We start from the raw sequence: 17,751 nt of genomic DNA, 5'->3' as shown, positions 1-17,751 counted from the left end.
TGTCGGGAAAAGAGCGGGTCGGGCCGAACCTCGCGCTCACGACGCGGCGAGGCGTCTTGCGAGCTCGGTTCCACTGCGGCCAAGCGCCACACGACAATCGTGACCGCCCAGGTAAGCACGAAAGACCCACGATGATGTAACGGAGATCACCCAGGTCGAGGTTCGGCGAACTCGCCGCGGCGCATCTGCCGGAACACCCGCCACTTTCCCACCAGCGAGGCCGGATTCAGCAGATCGATGAGGATCAGGAAGGTGCCGGACACGCTTGCGCCCCATAGTCCGGTCCACTGTTGCGGCACCGAGTCCTCGTCTCCCATTTCGGCCGCGAGCGAGCAACGCGACGAGCACGAACACCAGGCTGGAATGGCCGAGCGCGAACCAGAAACTACGGTCTGGACGTTTGTTTCCATTTTCCGCCACCAGTTTTCCGCGTGGTGTTGTCGATCGCGGCGATGCGGTCGCCGTCGAACGCGTACCGCATGCCCAACGTGTATGCCGTCACGCCGAGCCCGACACCGAACAGCGACCCTGAACAGGTATGCCCGGCTGCCACGAACAGCGGCGGTGCCCCCAGCCGACGATATGGAGGGCGACAACGCTATTCGCCATCCCGATGACGCTGCGCACGAGCAAACCCTCCACTCACGAAAAGCAGCTCAGGTCGACGCTACTCGACACAGCGTGATCCAGGCTCCCACTTGGGCCGATCCAGCAAATCCAGCAAATCTTGGCACACGACCAGAACACCGGCCGTACGCTGAACGCCGGGCCGCTTCCGGGCATGAAAAAGGGTGGGCATAATGTCGTATCGGCACCGAGGCCATCTCACTGCGCACACTCGCGGCAAGCGAACCGGCCGCTCGGTACGGAGCCGCGGAAGACCCACTGTTTCCCGGGCGATCCCCGGGTAGAAGCTATTTTGTGGCATCCTAGTGGCACACGCCTGCGCGGGCCACGCGCAAAGGGCGGTGCCCGGTGCGCAACCGCGCCAATTCTCTGCTCGAACTCGTCTGTTTCACCGCAGCACCTCTGCCCGACCGGAGAAAAACGTGAATTACGTGTTACCTCTGTCATCGATCGAGAAGATTCCGGACACAAAACCTTTCAGTATGGATCTGAAACGCCGGATGCAGGAATGCGACGAATTCTTCCTGCTGCCCGAGCTGGCGCACCTGGTTCCCCGGCGTCGCCGCGCTGCGCTGGAGCAGCTCGAACAGACCGGCGGCTATCTGCAGACCGCCGAGGAGATCCTCATCGGAGCCAAGCTCGCTTGGCGTAATCACGCCCGCTGCGTCGGCCGAAAGCATTGGCGCTCGTTGAAATTGCTCGATGCCCGACGTGTACGGTCCGCGCGTGACCTGGCCGAGGTCTGCTGGCAGCACCTGCAGATGGCCACCAACGGCGGCGCCATCCAGTCGATGATCACCGTCGGCCCGCCGCGCCAGCCGGACGGACGCGAGTTCCGCATCATCAATTCCCAGCTCATCCGCTACGCGGGTTACCGCAACGGAGACGGCACGGTCATCGGTGACGCCGCCAATATCGCGCTCACCGAGTTCGCCACCGAACTCGGATGGCGCGGCGCCGGAACACCCTTCGATATCCTTCCGCTGCTGATCAGCACCCCCGACGAGCCGATACAGTGGTTCGACATCCCGCCGGAGCTCGCGCGCGAAGTGCAATTGGAGCATCCGGAGTTCGACTGGTTCGCCGAGCTCGGCCTGCGCTGGCACGCGCTGCCCGCGGTGTCGAATATGAACCTCGAGGTCGGCGGGGTGACCTATCCGTTCGCGCCGTTCAACGGCTGGTACTTGGGCGCGGAGATCGGTGCCCGCAATCTCAGCGACACCAACCGCTACAACATGCTCCCGCTGATCGCCGAAATGATGTGCCTAGACACCCGATCCGAGCGGAACCTGTGGCGCGATCAGGCACTGGTCGAACTCAATCGCGCAGTGCTCTACAGCTTCCGCAGGGCGGGCGTGTACATCGTCGACCACCACACCGTGGCTAAACAGTTCTGCGATCACGTCAAACGCGAGGAGGCGGCGGGCCGCACCTGCCCCACCGACTGGACCTGGATCAACCCGCCCATCTCCTCCGGGCTGACCCCGACCTTCCACCGCTACTACGACCCGCCCGACTTGGACATCCGTCCCAACTTCGTCCGACGGGACGAAGGGATTTGAGACCTGTCGCCCCCACAGTTGCTTCATTCGTCCGGTCGAATCTGCTGCGATCGAGGCACAGAGCTCTTCCGGCGGATAGGACGACTGCTTCACTCGGTATCCAGCGCTCGAATTGCGGCGTCGCAGACAAAATTCGGCTGCGTGGGCGCGGCAACGGGGTCGCGATCGGAGGCAGGTGAACTCACGGCTCAGCCGCCGAGCAAATGAACACGGCCGGCCGAGACGTGAGTGAGCGTTCAATGGCGTGGGGTCAGAACGAAGACCGGGATCTGGCGGGTGGTCTTGCTCTGGTAGTCGGCGTACGGCGGATACGCCTCGACGGCGCGCTCCCACCACTGCGCCTTCTCCTCGCCGAAAACCACGCGGGCGGTGTAGTCGTTGGTGACGGTGCCGTCCTGCAACTCGACGTGGGGGTGGGCGATAATGTTGTAGTACCAGACCGGATGCTTGGGCGCTCCAGCCAACGAGGCGACTGCGGCATATTCACCGTTGTACTCGACGCGCATCAAAGGGGTCTTGCGTAGTTTGCCGGTCTTGTTGCCGATAGTGGTCAGCAGAACGACCGGCATGCCCGTGATCGTCATGCCCGCCGTGCCACCGGATTCCATTATTCGCTCGGCCTGATTCGCCGCCCAGTCCATGGTGCCGCGTTCATATTCGCCGGTCAGTGGCATGGTGATCGTCCTTCGTATTCAGGCGGCGTATGGCCGTGCGGCCTTGGCGTCCCGCAGCGCGTGAGCCCACCAGATGACCTGGTCAAGCAAGGTTTTGGCCGCAATGGTGGCAGCTTCGGGCTCTTCGAGTTCTCCTTCCTCGTCGAACTGTCGCCACGCGCCGTGGAAGCTGACCGTGTCCCGGGTGGTTACGGCATGCAATTCGGCAAAGACCAGGCGCAGGTGTTCTACCGCGCGAAGGCCACCGGACATGCCACCGTAGGAGACAAAGGCAACCGGCTTGGCGTGAAACTGCGGGCCATGCCAATCGATGGCATTCTTCAGTGCCGCTGGATAGCTGTGGTTGTACTCCGGGGTCACTATCACGAAGGCGTCGGCGGCGGCGAGGCGCGGTGTCAACTGGTTCAGCGCCTGCCGCACCTGGACCGGCGGCGACGTCGATGGCGCGGTCGATCCGAGGGGCACCTCGGCCAGGTCGATGACGTCGATATCGAGATCGTCGCGCAGCCGGGCCTGAGCCGCGAACCAGGTGGCTACGGTGGGCGCGAAGCGTCCTTCGCGGACGCTCCCGATAACGATGGCCAGTCTTATTGTGACGGGCGACATATCAGTGTTCCTTTCTGCGCGTCCGTCTGTCATCAGGAGCCGACCACAGCTTCGCTCTGCAGTGGTGACACCCCGACGGGAGTGTTCTGCGCTGCCGCCAGCCACCACCGCCCGCCCCGTTCGACCAGCACATACATCGCCATCTCCGAGAACCCGTCGGTATCGGTTGCCTCCCTGCGAATCTGCGTTACCAGCACACCGGGCGCGGGGGTGCGTACGGCGACCACCTCGAATCGTGACCGCGGTGCGACGTTCGCCGCCATCAGTCGGTGGTGGAGCGTGTTCAGTTCGGCATATCCGGCCACACTTGCCCCGAAAGGGCTGCCCCACAAAACGTCTGCCGCGAAGTCGGAGTCGTATCCGTCGGCGTCGCCGGCCGCACCGGCCCGCTGCAATCCGGCGGCGAACTCGGCCGCCACCTCATGCGCCCTCGCAGCAGCCTCCGGATCACTCAGAGTAGGTCGAGCATCCATTTTCCATCCTTACGTCGGCCACTGATCAATTTGAGTACAACGTACTCGAATCAGGGCGGACAATTCAAGTACGATGTACGCAAGAACGAGGAGGTCGATGTCGAGCCAGCAGAACACGACAATCTGGATACGCCCAGAGGAGCTGGAGCGCTCAGGGCCGGGTCGTCGACCTGGCTACAGCAGGGCCCAGATCACCCAGGCTGCCGTCAAGGTCGCCGACGAGGAGGGCCTGGATGCCGCGACGATGCGGCGGATCGCCGCCGAACTCGGCACCGGCGCCATGTCGCTGTACCGATATGTGACCGGCCGCGACGACCTGGTCGACCTCATGATCGATGCCGTCTTGGGCGAGGTCGACCTCCCCGCACGGCCGAGCGGAGATTGGCGCTGCGACCTCTCGCTCGTCGCTGAGCAAACCCGCGCGGTCGGGTTGCGCCATCCTTGGCAGATCGCCCTCGCCAATCGGCGCCCCACCCTAGGGCCGAACTCTTTGCGCGTGCAGGAATTCGCGATGTCCGCACTCGATGGCTTCGGGCTGGACATCGACGAGATCGCCAGCCTGGTGGGGATGGTAAGCGACTACGCCCACAGTGCCGTCCATCGCGAGATCGGATGGCTGGAAGAGGCTCGCCGCACGGGCATGGATATGGCCGAGTGGATGAGTGGTTACGTCGGACCATATGTCGCCCGGATCGTCGCCTGCGGACAGTACCCGATGTTCAATCGTTCGATCAGACAGGCGCGGATCCCGCATCTGCCCCCGGAAGCGCGCTTCCGGTACGGGCTCGACCATGTGCTCAACGGCATCGCCGCCGGCCTTCCGGACCAGCGCAGGCAGACCGTGCCGGTCCCAGACGAGGCACAACACTCGTGCGCGCAGCATCGACAGGCCGATCCGTCCTGACCGCTGCCGATATTCCTCGGGGGACATGTTTGCCGGTCAACGCCGCCAAGTCTAGGTCTCCAGCGCCCGTAGTACAGAGTCGCAGACGAAGATTCGGTCGTACCGGCCCTCGACGCGCTGACGCAGGATTCCCAGTTCGACCAGCTTCTTGATGCCCTCATTCGCCGCCTGGTACGACACGCCGTGAAGCTCTGCCGCGAGGGTGGCGGTCAGCATCGGATAACCGATCAGATCCTGCGCGATGGCCACCCCGACGCTGTCTCGGCGGAGGTGGTCGACTTTCGCCCGAAACTCTTCACGAAGTTCCGCCAATCGCAGCGCACGCGCCGCGGTCTCGAGAGATTCTGCATGTACGGCAGCGGAGATGAAAGAGACCCAGTCATTCCACCGACCAGTCAACGATACGTTGAGCAGTCCGTTCTGATACTCCTCTCGATTCGTCTCCAACCAGGACGAGATGTTGAGGATTGGGAATCGCAACTCGCCCCTCACGACGAGTTGCAGCAGAGCGATCAGACGCCCTAGGCGGCCGTTGCCATCTGTGAACGGATGAAGTGCCTCAAACTGGTAGTGCGCAAGAGCCACTCCCACTAGCGAAGGTATGTCCGACGGCTCCCGTACCCATCGTTCCCACTCGATGAGCCCGTCTCGAAGCAGATCACCAGCTGGGGGCGGCACAAACCGGGCATTGCCGACCCGCCCACGCCCTACTCCGATGAAGACCTGAGTCTTGCGAACGCTTCCCGCGTCCGGTCCGTCGCTCCGTGTTCCGCGCACAAGGATCGCTTGCAGATCCTCGAGAAGGCGCACGGTGATCGGCCGCCCTTCCGCTACCCATTGGTACGCGCTCTCGGCGGCGCGCACATAGTTCTGAACTTCGCTGACGCTGCCGGACAGTTGGTTGGCCTCCAAGAAGTCGGCTTCCAGCACATCTGTGAGCGCCGCGTAGGTTCCTTCTATCGCGGACGTGCTGACAGCTTCTTGCCGCGTCGTCGGTCGCACGAGCAGTGCCGGATTCGGTAGCTTGGCCGCTGCCTCATCCGCACGGGCCATTGCCGCCGTTGCGTCGACAACGAGCGACCACGTCCGCATCGTCAACTGCACCGACGATGGCAACGGGTCGGGCACGTAGGCCGAGCACGAGAACTCCTCGTCGAACCGTCGATCGAAGCCGTTCGTAGGGACAAGCCGTCCGATCGGACTTCTTTGCATGGCGTTGACATCCACAAGACTTAAGGATACAGCGTTAAGCTTGAATTTAAGGCCGACCTTTTCAAGTTAGCCGAGATAACCTTGAGTGCGGCGAGGGAATTTCAAGGTTAGAACGCAAGCCTTCAGCAGGTCGATAACTCATCCGCGCCGCCTCCTCGTCTCTTCGGCCCAGCCTTATGGCCGGTGCTGACCGACCATCTGACGTCGACAGTCTGGGCCATCGATCCCACACGAAACGTCGAAGTGGCGCGCTTCAGCACGCCGCGAACGGCCATCCAGAACTCGCGAGCGAACAATCCGCGTCGCGATCACCCTGATACGCAGACCGATCCCTCTCCCTGGGTCAGCAGCAAGGGAAACAGCGGAGACGGAGGGATTTGAACCCCCGGTCGCTCTCGCGACGCTCGCTTTCAAGGCGAGTGCATTCGGCCGCTCTGCCACGTCTCCAGGCACCTGATCGTAGCGGACCGTTCAGCCGGGCCGCGTTCCGATTTCCTTGTCGACGCGTCCGAAGACGTCGGCTATCACCTCGAGCTGGGCCGGACTGAGCAAATCGATGAAGTCACGGCGAACGGCGTCGACATGGCCGGGGGCGGCGGCTTCCAGTCGGCGCATACCCTCGTCGGTGAGTTCGGCGAGGACGCCACGGCCGTCCTCGATGCAGGTGCTGCGGCGCACCATGTGCTGGTCTTCGAGCCGCCGGATCTGATGGGTCAGCCTGCTGCGCGAAGACAACACGCCGTCGGCCAGCTCACTCATCCTGAGCGAGTGGCCAGGGGCCTCCGAGAGCAGGACCAGGATCCGGTATTCGGCGACGCTCAGGTCGCTGTCACGCTGCAGCTGCCGGTTCAACGCCGTCATCAGTCGCATGTGGCCGTCCATGTACGCGCGCCATGCGCGCTGCTGCGCAGGCGTGAGCCATCGCGGTTCGACCACCACACGAACGCTTGGTTCGGGATGCACGGTCGTTATTCTATGCCCGGCGAACTGCGAGAATCCCGAGTAACGCAGGTCAGCGCACAGTGGAGACGAGTGAGCGGTTCACTGCGGCGATATCGGCACATCCGGAGAGGCCGAGCACCGAGTCGAAATCAGCGAGCAGCGACCGCAGCGCGTGTCGCATGCCCGCGGCGCCCGCGATGCCGAGCCCGTAGGCCCACGGCCGCCCGTACAGCACCGCCTTGGCGCCCAGCGCCAGCGCGACGATCACGTCGGAGCCGGTGCGCACGCCCGAGTCGAACAGCACGTCGGCACGGTCGCCGACGGCAGCGACCACCGCGGGCAAGGCGTCCAGCGCGGCGACCGACCCGTCCACCTGGCGGCCGCCGTGGTTGCTCACCACCACCGCGTCCGCACCCGCGTCCACCACTTGGCGCGCGTCGTCGGGGTGCAAGATGCCCTTCACCGCTATCGGCAGATCGGTCCACTCGCGCAGATGTGCCAGGTCCGCATGCCGCAGCGTGTGGTTGCCGAACAATCCCACCCAGGTGAGGATCGCCACCCGCATGGCCTCCTCGCTCTCCTCCGGTGGGGAAGGCAGCTTGGCGCGGAACACCGGATCGGACAGGTAGTTGGCGATACCTTTGCCGTGCAGGAACGGCAGGTGAGCCAGCTCCAGGTCGCGCGGGCGCCAGCCGAGGTTCGGGGTGTCGACGGTGACCACGATCGCCTTCGCGCCCGCGCGCTCGGCTCGCCGGACGAACGAACGGGCCAGGTCGTTGTCCGCGGGCCAGTACAGCTGATACCACCACGCTCCGGCCGCCGCGCCGACGTCTTCGATGGTCGATGAGGCCGCCGTGGACAGCACCGTGCCGATACCGAGTTCTTTGGTCACCTCCGCGGCGACCACCTCGCCGCTCTCGTGCAGCAGCTCCAAAACCCCGATCGGCGCGGTGAGCACCGGAGCGGCCAGCCGCGTCCCGAGCACCTCCACCGACAGATCGCGTGCGCCTGGCCCCGTGGTGCCGCGCAGCATCCGCGGCAGGATTCGGTATCGGTCGAAGGCGGACCGGTTGGCCGCTGCGGTGCGTTCCGCCGACGCGCTGCCCGCCACGTAGGCGAACGCCGCCGGGTCCAGTCGCTCCCGCGCGTGTTGCTCCAAACCCGCGGCGGTCATGGGTAATTCGGGCGTCGCGCCACCGAGGCCGCCGAGGTAGATCTCGTTCTGAAAATCGATGAAACCACCGCTCACCACCGGAACGGTAGTCCCTGGCCGCGGTAGCCGCAGCTTGCTCGCCAGATTGCGTTTCACCTGATGTTCCCGCCCCGGCGCAACCCGGCCGACCACTGTTCGCACGCCGAGCAGGGGGTCCGCGCGCAGCCGTCCGGACAGCCGGAGCACTATGGCACGGTGCGTGCTATCAACCTGACCGGTTTCGGCGGACCAGAGGTGATGCAGTGGGCCGAGGCCTCGGCTCCTACGCCCGGCCACGGCGAGATGCTGATCGAGGTGGCCGCCGCCGGCGTCAACCGCGCCGACCTGCTGCAACGCCAAGGCCACTACCCGCCCCCTCCAGGCGCCAGCGAGATCATCGGCCTCGAATGCTCCGGCGTTATCGCCGAACTCGGCGACGGCGTGCGCGATTGGCAGGTCGGCGACCGGGTGTGCGCGCTGTTGTCCGGCGGCGGCTACGCCGACCGGGTCGTGGTCCCCGCAACACAGGCGCTTCCGGTTCCGGACAGCCTCGACCTGGGCGCGGCGGCCGGACTGCCCGAGGTCGCGGCCACTGTGTGGTCGAACCTCGTGATGACCGCGGGGCTGCGCGCGAACCAGCTGGTGTTGATCCACGGCGGGGGCAGCGGAGTGGGCACGCACGCAATCCAGGTGGCCAGGGCGCTGGGCGCGCGCGTCGCGGTGACGGCAGGTTCGGCTGAAAAGCTCACGCGCTGCGCACAACTCGGGGCGAGCGTGCTGATCAACTACCGGGAGGACGATTTCGTCGCGGCGGTGCGCGCGGAGGAGTCGGGCGCGGGCGGCACCGGCGCCGACATCATCCTCGACAACATGGGCGCGGCCTACCTGGCGCGCAATGTCGACGCGCTGGCCGCACACGGCCGACTGCTCGTGATCGGCATGCAGGGCGGAGTCAGCGCGCAGCTGAATCTCGCTGCGCTGCTGCGGAAGTGGGGCACCGTCCACGCAACGAACGTGCGCGCGAGACCCGCGACCGGTGTAGGCGGCAAGGCGGCGATCGTCGCGGAACTGAACCGGCACCTGTGGCCGTTGATCACCGAGGGCACCGTCGTGCCCGTCATCGACGCCGAGCTGCCGATCGCCGAAGCGGCCGAGGCGCATCGACTGCTGGACTCCGGCGAAGTGTTCGGCAAAGTGGTGCTACGGGTGAAAGAGCTCTGAGGGCTGCGAGTTCCGCCGATCACTCCAGCGTCACGAGCGCCCTGCCGAGCTGATCGATCTCGAACCTGGTGGTGTAGGGCGCGAGGCCGATGGTCACCGCGCCGCCCTCGTCGTTGACACCCAGCGCGTCGAGCAGCCTGCTGCCGCCGTGCACCCCGCTCAGCGTGCCGATCCGGTTGTCGGCCAGCTTGGCCGCGACCTTCTCGGCCTGCATGCCCGCGAGAGTGAAACTGACGGTGGGAATTCGGGTGGAAGCGCGCCCGATCACAGTGAGGTTCGGGACCCTGTCCAGCACGTCCATCAGGTGCTCGAACAGCTGGTCGTGGTAGTCCTGCAGCGAGGTGATCGACATTTCCAGGCGCTCGCGCCTGGTGCCGTGCGCGCGGTCGTCGAGCCCGGCGAGAAAGTCGATCGAGGTGGTGAGCCCGGCGAGCAGCGCGTACTGGTGCCCGCCCACCTCGAGTCGCTCGGCGCCCTTGGCATAGGGGTTCAACGACATCGAGGGAATCCGGTCCAGAAATGCCGGGTCACGAAATACCAGCGCGCCGATCTGCGGGCCGCCCCATGCCGGCGCGCTCAGCGCGACCACGTCGGCGTTCAGTTCCTCGATGTCGATCAGCGCGTAGGGCGCCGCGCCGAACGCGTCGGCCACCAGCAGGCCGCCCACTTCGTGCACCCGGTCCGCGGCCACCCGGACGGCGGGTGCGGAGCCGACGATCGGCGAGGCGGCGGTGAGCGCCACCAATCGCGCGGTCGGCCCGATCAGCTCCTCGAACTGCCAGGACGGCATCTCGCAGGTCTCGATCTCCACCTCCGCCCAGCGCACGTGCGCGCCGTAGCGGTTGGCGATGCGCAGCCACGGCGCGACGTTGGCCTCGTCGTCCAACCGGGACAGCACGATGCCGGTGCCGAGCCCGAGCCGCGAGCTGAGCGATTCGGCGAGCCAGGCCAACAAGACCGCCCGGTCGGGGCCGAGCACGACGCCTGCTGGATCACCGCCGACCAGGTCTGCCACCGCCTCGCGGGCCGCGTCCAGAATCGCCGCGCTGCGCACGGCGGCGCCGTGGCGCCCGATATGCGAAAATGACGAAGTCCGGAAACCTGTTGAGACAGCACGGGATACCGCATCCGGAACAAGCATGCCCGCTTGTGGGTCGAGATGGATCCAACCGTCGCCCAGGGACGGTATCAGGCCCCGAACCCTCGCGACGTCGTATGTCATGTTGGCCACTCTAAGGGCAGCGGGCGAGCCTGTGTAACCGCGTTCCCCTCCGCATTCCGGCGGGAGCACAGTGACCTGGGACTCAGCATGGCAACCGACTTTCGACAAATCCGAACCACACGACCCGGACAGGATAGAACGCCATCGCCGCGCCGCGAGGCGGACCGGGCAACCCCGCCGACCCGGCCGGCCACCGGTGCCGGGAGCACCCGCTTAGCGTGTTCGGAGCGAACGCGACATGATAGGGGTCATGACGCACTCGGATGAGGGACCGGACCACATCGTCGTTGTCGGGCCGGACGGCAGACCGTTGGTCCTCCCAGCGGAGGCCGGGTCGGAGGCGCCCTTCACCGCTCAGGTGGTGTCCGATGACGACAAGAAAGACGACTCGAACGGCAGTGACGACGCCGGCGAATCGCTCGCCGACATGGTCGAGCAGCCCGCGAAGGTCATGCGGATCGGCACCATGATCAAGCAACTGCTCGAGGAGGTGCGCGCGGCTCCGCTCGACGACGCCAGCCGTAGTCGGCTCAAGGAGATCCACAAGTCCTCGGTACGCGAGCTGGAACAGGGTCTTGCCCCCGAGCTGCGCGAAGAGCTCGAGCGGCTCACGCTGCCGTTCACCGATGACGCCGTCCCGACCGACGCCGAGCTGCGAATCGCGCAGGCACAGCTGGTCGGCTGGCTGGAGGGCCTGTTCCACGGCATCCAGACCGCGCTCTTCGCACAGCAGATGGCCGCACGGGCACAGCTCGAGCAGATGCGTCAAGGCGCGCTGCCACCCGGCCTCCACGCCGCCGACCCGCGCGGCGGCCATGGCAATCATGTCACCGGCGGTTCCGGTCAGTACCTCTGACACCACCCGATCCGCGTGTGCCACGCGGGTCGATAGGAAGCCGCAAGGGTAGTGTCGCACCGTGCCCGCCGCTGCCGCTCGCTCCGACTCGGTATCCGAACCGAGTGCGGTGCGTCCTGAAGAGAGCTCAGTTGGTTCCGATGACCAAGCGTTTTCAGATGACAGCTCACCGACCCTATCGACCGAGGACACGGCGCGCTCCGGCGACGACTCGGCGCGGGAGGCTCCGGTGAGCACGGCCACACCGGAGGTGGGCCCCGCGACCGCCGGGGCAACCGCGGCGAAGATCGTGTCGGACTCGCAGACGTTCCGGCGGGCGTTCCAGGACTTCGCGGGCGGTTTCGCCCAGCGCGAGCTGTGGTTGTCGCTCGGCTGGCAAGACATCAAGCAGCGCTACCGGCGCTCGGTGCTCGGCCCGTTCTGGATCACCATCGCCACCGGCCTGCAGGCCACGGCGATGGGCGTCCTGTACGCGGCCCTGCTCGGCCAGCCGCTGCGGGAGTACCTGCCGTACGTGACGGTCGGGCTCATCATCTGGAACGTCATCAGCGCGAGCATTCTGGAGGGCTCGGAGGTCTTCATCGCCAACGAGGGCCTGATCAAACAGTTGCCCTCGGCGCTGAGCGTGCACGTGTACCGGCTGGTGTGGCGGCAGCTGCTGTTCTTCGCGCACAACATGGTCATCTATCTGGTGATGCTGGTGGCCTTCGGCGTCTGGAAGAACCTGGGCTGGTCGAGCCTCCTCGCGATTCCGGCCATCGTGCTGCTGTTCCTGAATTCCATGTGGGTGTCGATCGTGTTCGGTATTTTCAGCACCCGCTACCGCGATATCGCGCCCATACTGGGCAGCACCACCCTGATGCTGTTCGTGCTGACCCCGGTGATGTGGACGACCAAGACCCTGCAATCACAGATGGGCACTGGCGACCGCGCCCGGCTGGCCGAACTCGTGCCGACGTTCCATTATCTCGAGATCGTCCGGGCACCACTGCTCGGCGAACCGCAGGAGCTGCGGCACTGGGTGGTAGTCGGCACGATCACACTGGTGGGGTGGATCGTGGCGATCTTCGCTATGAAGCAGTACCGTTCGCGCGTGCCGTACTGGGTATAGGAGCGCCCCGATGAGTCGTGTGAGTATCGAAACCCAGCAGGCGTGGGTCGAATTCCCGATCTTCGACGCCAAATCGCGGTCGTTGAAGAAGGCGTTCCTCGGCAAGGCGGGCGGCGCGATCGGGCGCAACCAGTCCGATGTCGTCGTGGTAGAGGCGTTGCGCGACATCAACCTCTCGCTGAAAGAGGGCGACCGGATCGGCTTGGTCGGGCACAACGGCGCGGGCAAATCGACGCTGCTGCGGTTGCTCTCGGGCATCTACGAACCCTCCCGCGGCAGCGCGCGCATCCGCGGCAGGGTGGCGCCGGTATTCGATCTCGGCGTCGGCATGGACCCGGAGATCTCCGGTTACGAGAACATCATCATCCGCGGCCTGTTCCTCGGACAGACGCGCAAGCAGATGCTGTCGAAGATCGATGAGATCGCCGATTTCACCGAACTCGGAGAATATCTGTCCATGCCGCTGCGCACCTATTCCACCGGCATGCGGGTTCGCCTCGCGATGGGCGTGGTGACCTCGATCGATCCGGAGATCCTTTTGCTCGACGAGGGTATCGGCGCAGTGGACGCCGAATTCATGAAGAAGGCCAGAATCCGCTTGCAGTCCTTGGTCGCGCGATCGGGCATTCTGGTTTTCGCCAGCCACTCCAATGAATTTCTCGCGCAACTGTGCGATTCCGCGCTGTGGATCGATCACGGGCAGATCCGATTGCGTGGCGGTATCGAAGAAGTGGTGCGAGCGTATGAAGGTCCGGACGCGGGGAATCACGTCGCGACCGTGCTGCGCGAAATGGAAGCCGAACGGGCGATCGGAACCGAACGAGAACTGGAGCGAAATCAGGCATGAGTGAGCCGACCGGGCAGGACACCCCGATCGATGCAGGGGCGCAGGCCGGGTTCGGCTCCGTGCCGGAGGGCTCCGGCGCCGTGGCGGGCGAGGACGGCGGCGCGACCGCGCAGGCCGCTGGTGCGGCGATGTCCGATACCGGGCCGGGCGCCCGCATCGTGGCCGTCGTCGTCACGCACAAGCGCCGCGAGCTGCTCGCCGAGTCACTGAAAGTCGTTGCGTCCCAGTCGCGGCCGGTGGACCACCTGATCGTGATCGACAACGGCAACGAACCGGAGGTCGCCGATCTGGTGCGCGACCAACCGGTCGAATCCACCTACCTCGGCTCGGCGCACAACCTCGGCGGCGCGGGGGGGTTCGCGCTCGGCATGCTGCACGCGCTGAGCATCGGCGCGGACTGGGTGTGGCTCGCCGACGACGACGGCAGGCCCGAAGGCGCGGACGTGTTGTCCACCCTGCTGGACTGCGCGGACCGGCACGGGCTGGTCGAGGTGTCGCCCGTGGTCTGCGACATCGATGAACCCGACCACCTCGCCTTCCCGCTGCGCCGGGGCGTGGTCTGGCGGCGGCTGCGCTCCGAACTCGGCGACGAGGAGTTCCTGCCCGGAATCGCCTCCCTGTTCAACGGCGCGCTGATCTCCGCGCAGGCTGTCGACGTGATCGGCGTTCCGGACCTGCGCCTGTTCGTTCGCGGCGACGAGGTCGAGGTGCATCGCCGCCTGGTCCGCTCCGGCCTCCCCTTCGGCACCTGTCTGCAGACGGCGTACCTGCATCCCAACGGCGCGGCCGAATTCAAGCCGATCCTCGGCGGCCGCATGCACACCCAGTACCCGGACGATCCGGTGAAGCGCTACTTCACCTACCGCAACCGCGGCTATCTGATGTCCCAGCCCGGCATGCGCAAACTCCTCCCCCAGGAATGGATCCGTTTTTCCTGGTTCTTCCTCGTCACCCGCCGCGACCCCGCCGGCTTGCGCGAATGGTTCCACCTACGCTCCCTCGGCCGCCACGAACAATTCGGCAAGCCCGACTGACTCACCGCTTCCGGTGCCTGACAGGTCGCCACACGTCAACGGTAGTGGTATCGGCACGCGATGATAGTGACGGTGTCCCTGTCGATTCGGTAGACCAAGCGGTGTTCGTCGTTGATGCGCCGCGACCAGTAGCCCGAGAGCTCGTGACGAAGTGGTTCAGGTTTACCGATTCCCTCATTTCCGTTGCGTATGACGTCGGCGGTCAGAGTGTTGATGCGTTTGACTTTGGCCTTGTCTTGCGCCTGCCACCACAGGTATGAGTCCCAGGCGTCTTCGTCCCAGGCAATGATCATTCTTCGATCAACTCATGCGGCTCGGCCTGCCCGGCTTCCACGCGGGCGATAGCCTCACGAAGCCGTCGAGCATTGGCGGGAGACCTGAGAAGGTAGGCGGTTTCCTTGATCGACTCGTATTCGGAGAGCGGAAGCATGACGACAGGCTCCTGCCCGGCACGGGTGATAACCACCTCGTCCTGATCTTCGATGATGCTGGTCATCGTCTCGGCTAGGTGCGCACGGGTCTCGCTGTAGGTCTGGATCCTCATACAAAAATTGTACATTCTAGCTGTACAAATTCCGATCAGCGGATCGGATGCGACAGGCTTCGGTGGCATAGGGCGGTTTCCGGGCGCTTGCACGGTCAGGTGCTCGCCGCCAAGGTAGACACCCGTGCCGATCCGTACCACCGCCGACTGCGACGTGGACCTCGACCGCATCGAGCGCTTCTCACGCTGGCGGGAGAAAGCGACAGGCAGCCGATCAACGACACTCACCAGGGCCGCGGTAGCCCCGCTCGACGAGATGCGCGCCGTCGCGCCGGGCGCGGTCGTTCAGCTGTCAGCGCGAGTATCGGCACCGGGCTCGATGTGCTCGTCGCGATACCGGAGGGCGTCGTCGCCCCGATCGGACCCTCCGGTGCTGGGAAGTCCACCCTCGCCAACGCGCTGCTCGGCGCGGAGCTGTTCGCCACCAACGCAGTCCGTGCAGCGGACAAGAAGGGCAGGCACACCACGGTGCATCGGGAGCTGCGTCCGCTGCCCGGCGGCGGCACGCTGATCGATACGCCCGGGCTTCGCGGCGTCGGGCTGTGGGATGCTTCCGAAGGAATCGAGAAGACCTTCAGCGACATCGAATCCCTTGCCGCACAATGCCGTTTCGGCGATTGCGCACACCGCGGCGAACCGGGGTGCGCGGTGCTGGAGGCCGTCGAGACCGGTGCGCTGACCCAGCGCCGACTCGCCAGCTATCACAAACTCGGGCGGGAGAACGAGTGGATCCAGGCACGCGCCGACAAGCGGCTGCAGGCCGAACGCGAAAAGGCCTGGCGGGGCATCACCAAGCAGCAGCGCAGGCTGAACCGGGAGCGGAACTCACGGCACTGATCGCGCCGCCGCACGGTAGGGTCGGCTCGCACTGTTCGCTATTTGGGAGGGATAGATGAGTCATCCCGGCGGGTACCCGCCTCAAGGCCAGCAACCCGGGCAATGGCCTGGACAGCCGGCGTTCGGTCAGCAGCCGCCCGTCGGCCAGTACCCGCCCCCACAGGCGCCCGCGCAGTACGCGCCGCCCGCGGGGCAGAATCCGAGCCAACCGCATCTCGTTCAGCCTGCGGTCGGGCAGCCCCCGTATGGGCAGCCCGTGCCCCAATACGGCCAGCCCGCACCGCAATACGGCCAGCCACAGCAGTTCGGGCAGCCACAGCAGTTCGCGCCGCAGCAGCCCTATGGTCAGCCCGCTGATCCGCCGGGCATCACGATCGATGCCTCGTACTCGGGCTGGGCATTCCTGCTCACGCTGACCAAACCGAAGATCCTGGTCAACGGGCAGCAGGTGCCGAACACCCGCTGGGGCGCGAACCACATTCCGGTCGGCCCGGGGCAGTACCACGTCCGCGTCGCCACGCCATGGCTGTTCGACATGGGTCCCGCTACTGTGACGGTGCCGATCGCCGAGGGCCAGGCCACCCGGTTCTATTACAAGGCGCCCGTGGTGATCTTCCTCAACGGCGCGATCGGCCCGGTGCCGCAGAAGGCGCCCGGCATGGTGTTCCTGTACATCAGCTGGGCGCTGGCCGCGCTGATCATCCTGTTGAACATCCTGACGCTGGCGACGCTCTAGCGCGAAAGGGCACCGAAACCCGGTGCCCTTTCTTGCCACCCCCTATGCAACTGATTGCATATTGCGAGGGTTTACGCTTAGTGCAAAGCGCCGACAGCCGCGGGCATCTCACCTGCGGCATACACGAAGGAGCAGGTCACATGACGGAGCCGGGTTCCAAGCCGCTCGCGGGCCGGACAATGATCATGTCCGGCGGCAGCCGTGGCATCGGGCTGGAGATCGCCAAGCGGGCCGCGGCCGACGGCGCGAACATCACCCTGATCGCCAAGACCGACCAGCCGCACCCCAAGCTTCCCGGCACCATCCACACCGCCGCCGCGGAACTGGCGGCGACGGGCGGTCAGGTGCTGCCATTCGTCGGCGACGTCCGCATCGACGAGTCGGTGGCCGAGGCCGTGCGCCAGACGGTCGAGCGGTTCGGCGGCATCGACATCGTGGTGAACAACGCCTCCGCGATCGACCTGTCCCCGACCGACACGCTTCCGATGAAGAAATACGACCTCATGCAGGACATCAACTGCCGAGGCAGCTTCTTGCTGTCCAAGCTCGGCATTCCGCACCTGCGAGAATCGGCGAAGGCCGGGCGCAACCCGCACATCCTCACCCTCTCCCCGCCGCTGAACCTGGACCCGAAGTGGGCGGGCATGGCGCTGGGTTACACCATCGCCAAATACGGGATGTCGCTGACCACGCTGGGCCTGGCCGAGGAGCTGAAGGGCGGCGGCATCGGCGTCAACTCGCTGTGGCCGCGCACCACCATCGCGACGGCCGCGGTCGAGAACCTGCTCGGTGGCAAGGAAATGGTCGCTACCTCACGCACCCCCGACATCTACGCCGACGCCGCCTACCTGGTGCTCACCTCGTCAGCCGAGAAGACCAGCGGCAACTTCTTCATCGACGACGAAGTCCTCGCCGCCCACGGCATCACCGACCTGGACAAGTACCGCACCACCCCTGGCACCGGCGAACTCACCACCGACCTCTTTCTCTGACCAGTGACAGCCGCACACCTCCCACGTGTGCGGCTACCAGAAGGACAGCGGTGCCAATTCCCAACCCAACAACTGATCTCGCACGTACATGGGTACCTCGCCGGGTACGCCCAGAACACGAGCGGCACCCAACGCAGGACCTGAACGCGAATCCGGCTC

The 17,751-nt window shown here is 65.7% G+C and carries 19 protein-coding genes, 1 tRNA gene and 1 pseudogene; 10 read left to right on the top strand and 11 right to left on the bottom strand.

Features of this window, described 5'->3' with window-relative positions:
- Positions 1-161: 161 nt before the first annotated feature.
- Positions 162-609: pseudogene (locus OH799_RS25435) on the bottom strand (HoxN/HupN/NixA family nickel/cobalt transporter); the annotation flags it as partial.
- Positions 610-1,109: 500 nt separating this feature from the next.
- On the opposite strand from OH799_RS25435, the gene OH799_RS25430 reads away from it, so the two are divergent.
- Positions 1,110-2,189, top strand: coding sequence for a nitric oxide synthase oxygenase (locus OH799_RS25430; protein WP_406268852.1), 1,080 nt, complete (start codon positions 1,110-1,112; stop codon positions 2,187-2,189).
- A gap of 236 nt (positions 2,190-2,425) precedes the next feature.
- On the opposite strand, the gene OH799_RS25425 is transcribed toward OH799_RS25430, so the two are convergent.
- The 3 genes from OH799_RS25425 to OH799_RS25415 are packed head-to-tail and all read right to left on the bottom strand — an operon-like array spanning position 2,426 to position 3,942.
- Positions 2,426-2,863, bottom strand: a complete 438-nt coding sequence (locus OH799_RS25425) for a nitroreductase family deazaflavin-dependent oxidoreductase (RefSeq protein WP_406268850.1) — start codon at positions 2,861-2,863, stop codon at positions 2,426-2,428.
- 18 nt (positions 2,864-2,881) lie between these two features.
- Complete coding sequence (locus OH799_RS25420) at positions 2,882-3,469, bottom strand: NADPH-dependent FMN reductase (protein ID WP_406268847.1); 588 nt, start codon at positions 3,467-3,469, stop codon at positions 2,882-2,884.
- Positions 3,470-3,501: 32 nt separating this feature from the next.
- On the bottom strand, positions 3,502-3,942 hold the full coding sequence (locus OH799_RS25415; protein ID WP_406268844.1) for an SgcJ/EcaC family oxidoreductase: 441 nt from the start codon (positions 3,940-3,942) through the stop codon (positions 3,502-3,504).
- 97 nt (positions 3,943-4,039) lie between these two features.
- Here OH799_RS25415 and OH799_RS25410 point away from each other — a divergent pair, with 97 nt between their 5' ends.
- On the top strand, positions 4,040-4,846 hold the full coding sequence (locus tag OH799_RS25410) for a TetR/AcrR family transcriptional regulator (protein WP_406268841.1): 807 nt from the start codon (positions 4,040-4,042) through the stop codon (positions 4,844-4,846).
- A 51-nt stretch (positions 4,847-4,897) separates the two neighbouring features.
- On the opposite strand, the gene OH799_RS25405 is transcribed toward OH799_RS25410, so the two are convergent.
- The 4 genes from OH799_RS25405 to OH799_RS25390 form a co-directional block, all read right to left on the bottom strand.
- Positions 4,898-6,058 (bottom strand): Fic family protein, encoded by a 1,161-nt coding sequence (locus OH799_RS25405; RefSeq protein WP_406268838.1) that lies wholly within the window; start codon positions 6,056-6,058, stop codon positions 4,898-4,900.
- Between the two features lie 362 nt (positions 6,059-6,420).
- Positions 6,421-6,505: transfer RNA gene (locus tag OH799_RS25400), tRNA-Ser, on the bottom strand.
- A gap of 24 nt (positions 6,506-6,529) precedes the next feature.
- Positions 6,530-6,940: a MarR family transcriptional regulator gene (locus OH799_RS25395; protein WP_357268413.1), complete on the bottom strand. Its 411-nt coding sequence runs from the start codon at positions 6,938-6,940 to the stop codon at positions 6,530-6,532.
- A gap of 130 nt (positions 6,941-7,070) precedes the next feature.
- Positions 7,071-8,399 (bottom strand): lactate 2-monooxygenase, encoded by a 1,329-nt coding sequence (locus tag OH799_RS25390; RefSeq protein ID WP_406268835.1) that lies wholly within the window; start codon positions 8,397-8,399, stop codon positions 7,071-7,073.
- 9 nt (positions 8,400-8,408) lie between these two features.
- Between OH799_RS25390 and OH799_RS25385 the strand changes: the two genes are divergently transcribed.
- Positions 8,409-9,413 carry an NAD(P)H-quinone oxidoreductase gene (locus tag OH799_RS25385; RefSeq protein ID WP_406268833.1) on the top strand — a complete coding sequence of 335 codons (1,005 nt, stop codon included), beginning with the start codon at positions 8,409-8,411 and terminating at the stop codon, positions 9,411-9,413.
- Between the two features lie 19 nt (positions 9,414-9,432).
- On the opposite strand, the gene OH799_RS25380 is transcribed toward OH799_RS25385, so the two are convergent.
- Positions 9,433-10,635: a cysteine desulfurase-like protein gene (locus tag OH799_RS25380; protein WP_406268830.1), complete on the bottom strand. Its 1,203-nt coding sequence runs from the start codon at positions 10,633-10,635 to the stop codon at positions 9,433-9,435.
- Positions 10,636-10,885: 250 nt separating this feature from the next.
- Here OH799_RS25380 and OH799_RS25375 point away from each other — a divergent pair, with 250 nt between their 5' ends.
- From OH799_RS25375 to OH799_RS25360, 4 genes are all read left to right on the top strand, one after another.
- Positions 10,886-11,491, top strand: a complete 606-nt coding sequence (locus tag OH799_RS25375; protein ID WP_406268828.1) for a bacterial proteasome activator family protein — start codon at positions 10,886-10,888, stop codon at positions 11,489-11,491.
- Between the two features lie 229 nt (positions 11,492-11,720).
- Entirely contained in the window at positions 11,721-12,602 is an 882-nt protein-coding gene (locus OH799_RS25370) for an ABC transporter permease (RefSeq protein WP_406268825.1), read from the top strand.
- Positions 12,603-12,612: 10 nt separating this feature from the next.
- On the top strand, positions 12,613-13,449 hold the full coding sequence (locus OH799_RS25365; RefSeq protein ID WP_357268167.1) for an ABC transporter ATP-binding protein: 837 nt from the start codon (positions 12,613-12,615) through the stop codon (positions 13,447-13,449).
- Between the two features lie 128 nt (positions 13,450-13,577).
- The gene (locus OH799_RS25360) at positions 13,578-14,483 is read left to right on the top strand and encodes a glycosyltransferase (RefSeq protein ID WP_406282535.1); all 906 of its coding nucleotides are present in this window, start codon (positions 13,578-13,580) and stop codon (positions 14,481-14,483) included.
- A 35-nt stretch (positions 14,484-14,518) separates the two neighbouring features.
- Here the strand turns inward: OH799_RS25360 and OH799_RS25355 are convergent, their stop codons facing one another.
- A complete protein-coding gene (locus OH799_RS25355; RefSeq protein ID WP_406268822.1) occupies positions 14,519-14,776 on the bottom strand; it encodes a Txe/YoeB family addiction module toxin in 258 nt (85 codons plus the stop codon).
- On the bottom strand, positions 14,773-15,027 hold the full coding sequence (locus OH799_RS25350; RefSeq protein ID WP_406268820.1) for a type II toxin-antitoxin system Phd/YefM family antitoxin: 255 nt from the start codon (positions 15,025-15,027) through the stop codon (positions 14,773-14,775). Before OH799_RS25350 ends, OH799_RS25355 begins: the two co-directional genes overlap by 4 nt.
- A gap of 321 nt (positions 15,028-15,348) precedes the next feature.
- Between OH799_RS25350 and rsgA the strand changes: the two genes are divergently transcribed.
- The 3 genes from rsgA to OH799_RS25335 all read left to right on the top strand — a co-directional run bounded on the left by rsgA (position 15,349) and on the right by OH799_RS25335 (position 17,592).
- A complete protein-coding gene (gene rsgA, locus OH799_RS25345) occupies positions 15,349-15,864 on the top strand; it encodes a ribosome small subunit-dependent GTPase A (protein ID WP_406268817.1) in 516 nt (171 codons plus the stop codon).
- 55 nt (positions 15,865-15,919) lie between these two features.
- The gene (locus OH799_RS25340) at positions 15,920-16,600 is read left to right on the top strand and encodes a hypothetical protein (protein WP_406268814.1); all 681 of its coding nucleotides are present in this window, start codon (positions 15,920-15,922) and stop codon (positions 16,598-16,600) included.
- A gap of 140 nt (positions 16,601-16,740) precedes the next feature.
- On the top strand, positions 16,741-17,592 hold the full coding sequence (locus tag OH799_RS25335) for an SDR family oxidoreductase (protein ID WP_406268811.1): 852 nt from the start codon (positions 16,741-16,743) through the stop codon (positions 17,590-17,592).
- Positions 17,593-17,751 lie beyond the last annotated feature (159 nt).

Origin of the sequence: Nocardia sp. NBC_00881 (assembly GCF_045207455.1) — a bacterium.
GTDB lineage: Bacteria > Actinomycetota > Actinomycetes > Mycobacteriales > Mycobacteriaceae > Nocardia.
The sequence above is the reverse complement of the archived record's forward strand: the minus strand, read 5'-3'. Positions and strand labels throughout refer to the sequence as shown.

Excerpts from the sequence above, each read along its gene's own strand:
- OH799_RS25430 (WP_406268852.1), top strand. The coding sequence starts at position 1,110 with ATGGATCTGAAACGCCGGATGCAGGAATGCGACGAATTCTTCCTGCTG.
- OH799_RS25425 (WP_406268850.1), bottom strand. The coding sequence starts at position 2,863 with ATGCCACTGACCGGCGAATATGAACGCGGCACCATGGACTGGGCGGCG.
- OH799_RS25420 (WP_406268847.1), bottom strand. The coding sequence starts at position 3,469 with ATGTCGCCCGTCACAATAAGACTGGCCATCGTTATCGGGAGCGTCCGC.
- OH799_RS25415 (WP_406268844.1), bottom strand. The coding sequence starts at position 3,942 with ATGGATGCTCGACCTACTCTGAGTGATCCGGAGGCTGCTGCGAGGGCG.
- OH799_RS25410 (WP_406268841.1), top strand. The coding sequence starts at position 4,040 with ATGTCGAGCCAGCAGAACACGACAATCTGGATACGCCCAGAGGAGCTG.
- OH799_RS25405 (WP_406268838.1), bottom strand. The coding sequence starts at position 6,058 with ATGCAAAGAAGTCCGATCGGACGGCTTGTCCCTACGAACGGCTTCGAT.
- OH799_RS25395 (WP_357268413.1), bottom strand. The coding sequence starts at position 6,940 with ATGGACGGCCACATGCGACTGATGACGGCGTTGAACCGGCAGCTGCAG.
- OH799_RS25380 (WP_406268830.1), bottom strand. The coding sequence starts at position 10,635 with ATGACATACGACGTCGCGAGGGTTCGGGGCCTGATACCGTCCCTGGGC.
- OH799_RS25375 (WP_406268828.1), top strand. The coding sequence starts at position 10,886 with ATGACGCACTCGGATGAGGGACCGGACCACATCGTCGTTGTCGGGCCG.
- OH799_RS25365 (WP_357268167.1), top strand. The coding sequence starts at position 12,613 with ATGAGTCGTGTGAGTATCGAAACCCAGCAGGCGTGGGTCGAATTCCCG.
- OH799_RS25360 (WP_406282535.1), top strand. The coding sequence starts at position 13,578 with ATGTCCGATACCGGGCCGGGCGCCCGCATCGTGGCCGTCGTCGTCACG.
- OH799_RS25355 (WP_406268822.1), bottom strand. The coding sequence starts at position 14,776 with ATGATCATTGCCTGGGACGAAGACGCCTGGGACTCATACCTGTGGTGG.
- OH799_RS25350 (WP_406268820.1), bottom strand. The coding sequence starts at position 15,027 with ATGAGGATCCAGACCTACAGCGAGACCCGTGCGCACCTAGCCGAGACG.
- OH799_RS25340 (WP_406268814.1), top strand. The coding sequence starts at position 15,920 with ATGAGTCATCCCGGCGGGTACCCGCCTCAAGGCCAGCAACCCGGGCAA.
- OH799_RS25335 (WP_406268811.1), top strand. The coding sequence starts at position 16,741 with ATGACGGAGCCGGGTTCCAAGCCGCTCGCGGGCCGGACAATGATCATG.